The sequence below is a fragment of the Paracraurococcus ruber genome (assembly GCF_004353985.1).
GTDB lineage: Bacteria > Pseudomonadota > Alphaproteobacteria > Acetobacterales > Acetobacteraceae > Paracraurococcus > Paracraurococcus ruber.
On sequence record NZ_SMOA01000381.1, the window covers coordinates 1 to 4,131 of the forward strand.

Annotated in this window: 5 protein-coding genes; 2 read left to right on the forward strand and 3 right to left on the reverse strand. The window is 74.4% G+C overall.

Features of this window, described 5'->3' with window-relative positions; genetic code table 11:
* Positions 1-291: 291 nt before the first annotated feature.
* The gene (locus E2C05_RS29400; protein ID WP_158292459.1) at positions 292-735 is read right to left on the reverse strand and encodes a TonB family protein; all 444 of its coding nucleotides are present in this window, start codon (positions 733-735) and stop codon (positions 292-294) included.
* A 223-nt stretch (positions 736-958) separates the two neighbouring features.
* The gene (locus E2C05_RS29405; protein ID WP_192912542.1) at positions 959-1,432 is read right to left on the reverse strand and encodes an Lrp/AsnC family transcriptional regulator; all 474 of its coding nucleotides are present in this window, start codon (positions 1,430-1,432) and stop codon (positions 959-961) included.
* Positions 1,433-1,546: 114 nt separating this feature from the next.
* Here E2C05_RS29405 and phhA point away from each other — a divergent pair, with 114 nt between their 5' ends.
* Together phhA and hppD are read left to right on the forward strand one after the other, a co-directional pair.
* Positions 1,547-2,383, forward strand: a complete 837-nt coding sequence (gene phhA / locus E2C05_RS29410) for a phenylalanine 4-monooxygenase (protein ID WP_133223173.1) — start codon at positions 1,547-1,549, stop codon at positions 2,381-2,383.
* Between the two features lie 16 nt (positions 2,384-2,399).
* A complete protein-coding gene (gene hppD / locus E2C05_RS29415; protein WP_133223174.1) occupies positions 2,400-3,506 on the forward strand; it encodes a 4-hydroxyphenylpyruvate dioxygenase in 1,107 nt (368 codons plus the stop codon).
* A gap of 203 nt (positions 3,507-3,709) precedes the next feature.
* On the opposite strand, the gene E2C05_RS29420 is transcribed toward hppD, so the two are convergent.
* Positions 3,710-4,015: a hypothetical protein gene (locus tag E2C05_RS29420; RefSeq protein WP_133223175.1), complete on the reverse strand. Its 306-nt coding sequence runs from the start codon at positions 4,013-4,015 to the stop codon at positions 3,710-3,712.
* Positions 4,016-4,131: the final 116 nt, after the last annotated feature.

Sequence of the window (4,131 nt, forward strand, 5' to 3'; positions counted from 1 at the left end):
CCGGCCTGCGCCGCGGCGGCGGGGGCCCCGGGCGCTGGCCGCGTGCCGCCTCCGTCCAGCGGGCGCTGCGGCCGGGCCCCTTCGGTCCCGGGGCATCCCGCGCCGGCCAGGCTGCAGGCCGGCCGACAGGCGCACAGTGCCGCGCGCCGCGCCGGGGCTCAGAGCAGATCCCGATCAGGTGGACTCACCTGATCGGGTGGGGATGCCCGTCGATTCCAATGACCGGAGCGGTTGCCGTGCGCCATGGCGTCCGGAAACCGCTGCAGGCGTCGCGAGGTCGGCACGCCCCTCTCAGGTGCAGGCGGTGCGCACCGGCCGGATGGCGCGCGGCAGGCCGGCCAGCGCCAGGGCGGCGGGCGAGCGGAAGACGAAGCGGGCGCGGATATCCGCCGGCACCGGCTCGCCGGCCGCATCGCGCGCCGGATCGAAGCGCCAGCCCCGCACCGCCTCCTCCGAGGCCAGGCGAAGCGTGGCGTCCTGCCCGGCGCAGAGCACCTCCACCTCCTCCACCCGCCCGGCGGTGCCGACGCGCAGGCGCAGGATCACCTCCCCCTGCGCGCCGCTGCGCAGCGCCTGCACGGGATAGCGCGGCGGGGGGCGGCTGACCGGGCGCGGCGGGCTGATGCCCGCCAGCGCCGGGATGGCCTCCGCCGCCGGCGCCGGGGCGGCGCAGGCGGCCAGCCAGGCCAGGGCTGCCAGCCCGATGCAGGGTCGCGCCGCCCGCCACGCCGTCATCCGGCCCCCCTCCGCTGCTGCTGGGTCGGGCAGGATGATGCGGGACGGCGCTGGCCCCGCGCCATGCCCGCATGGACGCAGGTGGCGGCGCTCCCCGGTCCTTGATGCGGGGCGGGAGGATGCGGGCCGCCGCCGGCGCCTGCCGCGGCCCCTCCCCCCACGCCGCCGGGCGGCCAGGTTCGCCCGGGCGCGCCGCCCCGCGCGCATGGCCGGGATGCCGGCCTCAGACCGGGACGTCGCCCGGCGGCTTCAGCGCATGCAGCACGAAGGAGCTGCGCGTCTCCTTCACCCCCGGCATGCGCAGCAGCGCCTTCAGGGCAAAATCGGCATAGGCCTCGAAATCCGCCGCCATGACATGCAGCAGGTAGTCCATCTCCCCGCTCATCGCATAGGCGGCCAGCACCTCCGGCCGCTCGGCCAGCGCCTTGTGGAAGCGCTCGACCAGCTCCTCCGCATGGCTCTCCAGCGCCACCATGACGAAGGCCTGCAGCGGCAGGCCGAGCCGCGCCGGGTCCAGCACCGCGGTGTAGCGGGCGATGACGCCCGCCTCCTCCAGCCGCTTCACCCGGCGCTGGCAGGGGGTGGGGGAAAGCCCCGCCGCCTCGGCCAGGGCAACCACCGGCAGGCGGCCGTCGCGCTGCAGGGCGCGCAGGATGCGGCGGTCGATGGCATCCAGCGCGATGGCGGATGTCGCCATGAACGGCTCCTTGGTTGGCGGATTCCGCCAAGACTACCGCATGGTCAGCCGCAATTCGCCGAAAACCTCTCCCGGGACTCGGGCATTCTGTCCGTTGGAGAGGGAGCGGGCGGCATGGAAGCGAAGCTCTGGGACCTGCCGGACGGGCTGCGGGGCGACTATGCCGCGGCGCGGGCCGACTTCACCCTGCCGCAGCGCTGGGCCGACTACACGGATGCCGAGCACGGCACCTGGCGCGCCCTGTATCGCCGCCAGGCGGGGCTGCTGCCGCAGCATGCCGCCGCCGCCTTCCGCGACGGGCTGCGGCTGCTCGACTTCGCCGGCGGCATCCCGGATTTCGCCGTCACCTCCGCCCGGCTGCGCGCCGCCACCGGCTGGACCCTGGTGGCGGTCCCCGGGCTGCTGCCGGACGGCGCCTTCTTCGGCCACCTGGCGGAACGGCGTTTTCCCGTCACCCGCTGGATCCGCCGGCCGGAGGAGCTGGACTATGTCGTGGAGCCCGACATCTTCCACGACGCCTTCGGCCATGTGCCGCTGCTGGCGCAGCCGGACTTCGCCGACATGCTGGAAGCCTATGGGCGGCTGGGCGAGCAGGCGGCGCGCATCGGCGCGCTGAAGCCGCTGGCGCGGTTCTACTGGCACATGGTGGAATTCGGCCTGGTGCGGGAAGCCGGGCAGCTCCGCGCCTATGGTGCCGGCATCCTCAGCTCCTCGGCCGAGACGGTGCATGCCACCCATGGCGCGGCGCCGCGCCGGCTGCGCTTCGATGCACGGCGGGTGCTGCGCAGCGACTACCTGATCGACGCGCTGCAGCCGACCTATTTCGTCATCGACAGCTATGCCGCGCTGTTCGCCGCCATGCGGGACCTGCCGTCCCTGCTGGCCGGGGCGCGCGATGCCGCGCCCATCGCGCCGGGCGGCAGCGCGCCCGGCGACACGCCCATCGCCTGAGGAGGAAGGAACGATCATGGACATCCCGCCCGACCGCACGCCGCTCGCCGGCACGATCTCCGACGCCAACCCGATGGGGACCGACGGCTTCGAATTCGTCGAGTTCACCGGCCCCGACCTGCCGGCGCTGGAGGCGCTGTTCGCCCGGCTCGGCTTCGCGCGGGTCGCGGTGCATCGCAGCAAGCAGGTGGCGCTGTGGCGGCAGGGCGACGTGAACTTCATCCTGAATGCCGAGCCGGAGAGCTTCGCCCAGGCCTTCCAGCGCGTGCACGGCCCGTCGGCCTGCGCCATGGCCTTCCGCGTCGCCGATGCCGCCGCGGCCTGGCGGCGCGCGGTCGCGCTCGGCGCCAAGCCGGTCGAAGGCAAGGTCGGGCCGATGGAGCTGAACATCCCGGCCATCGAGGGCATCGGCGGCAGCCTGCTGTATTTCGTCGACCGCTACGGCCCGCGCGGCAGCATCTACGATGTGGATTTCCGCTGGCTGGACGGCGTGGACCCGCATCCGGTCGGCCAGGGGCTGACGGTGATCGACCACCTGACCCACAACGTCCATCGCGGCCGCATGGATGTCTGGTGGCAGTTCTACGAGAAGCTCTTCAACTTCCGCGAGATCCGCTACTTCGACATCGAGGGCAAGCTGACCGGCCTGAAGTCGCGCGCGCTGACCAGCCCCTGCGGCCAGATCCGCATCCCGATCAACGAGAGCAGCGACGACAAGTCGCAGATCGAGGAATACCTGCGCGCCTATGGCGGCGAGGGCATCCAGCACATCGCCCTTGGCACCCACGACATCTTTGCGAGTGTCGAGGGCATGCGCGGCAACGGCATCCAGTTCATGGACACGCCGGACACCTATTACGAGCTGCTGCCGACGCGCATGCCCGACCTGGCGCCGGCGGAGATCGCGCGCCTCGCGGCGAACCGCATCCTGACCGATGGCGCGCCGACGCCTGAGGGCGGGCGGCTGCTGCAGATCTTCACCGGCACGGTGATCGGGCCGATCTTCTTCGAGCTGATCCAGCGGAAGGGCGACCAGGGCTTCGGCGAGGGCAATTTCCGCGCCCTGTTCGAGAGCATCGAGCTCGACCAGATCCGCCGCGGCGTGCTGACGCCGGCGCCGTAGGCGCGGCATCGCCGGGGCGCGTGATGGCGGCAGGCGGGCCGGGCGGCCAGCGATATGCCGTGGCGCCCCGACGCCGGCGCAAGCCCAGGCCCGGGGCGCGGTGCCGCGCCGCGGGGCCGGCCGTCGTCAGGCCCGCCCGCGCCTCGCCCCTGCAAGCGGGGCGTCACCGCCTGCCCGGGTGATCCCGCCCGCAGGCCCCGGCCCTAACGCCGGTCGGCATCGCGCGGGCTGGTCCGCGGCTGCGCCTGCGGGTCGCTGCCGGTGAGGTCGCGATAGAGCTTGTCCACATCCCGCGCATCGCGGGTCTCGCGCGCCTCCGGCAGGCCGCGGGCACGGCTGCGCGCCTCGATCTCGGCCGGGTTGGGCTGGTGCTCGCGGCCATCCCAGACCGGCCCGATGCGGGCCGGCGGCGCTTCCCGCGCCGGCGGCGGTGCCTGCGCCAGGGCCGGCCAAGCCAGCAGCAGCGCCGCGCCGAACCCCGCCAGCGCCTGTCGTCCCGCACCCCGCATGGCCCCGCCTCCGTCGCCCTGTGGCGCGATAACGCGGCAGCGCGGCCACCGTCGCAGGCGGCAGCGGCCGGCGGCGGATGCGGCACGGCGCCCGGCCGGCCGCCCGGGCCGCCTGC

Bases quoted from the DNA above. Each gene is read 5' to 3' on its own strand.
- E2C05_RS29400 (WP_158292459.1), bottom strand. From the start codon at position 735: ATGACGGCGTGGCGGGCGGCGCGACCCTGCATCGGGCTGGCAGCCCTG.
- E2C05_RS29405 (WP_192912542.1), bottom strand. From the start codon at position 1,432: ATGGCGACATCCGCCATCGCGCTGGATGCCATCGACCGCCGCATCCTG.
- phhA (WP_133223173.1), top strand. From the start codon at position 1,547: ATGGAAGCGAAGCTCTGGGACCTGCCGGACGGGCTGCGGGGCGACTAT.
- hppD (WP_133223174.1), top strand. From the start codon at position 2,400: ATGGACATCCCGCCCGACCGCACGCCGCTCGCCGGCACGATCTCCGAC.
- E2C05_RS29420 (WP_133223175.1), bottom strand. From the start codon at position 4,015: ATGCGGGGTGCGGGACGACAGGCGCTGGCGGGGTTCGGCGCGGCGCTG.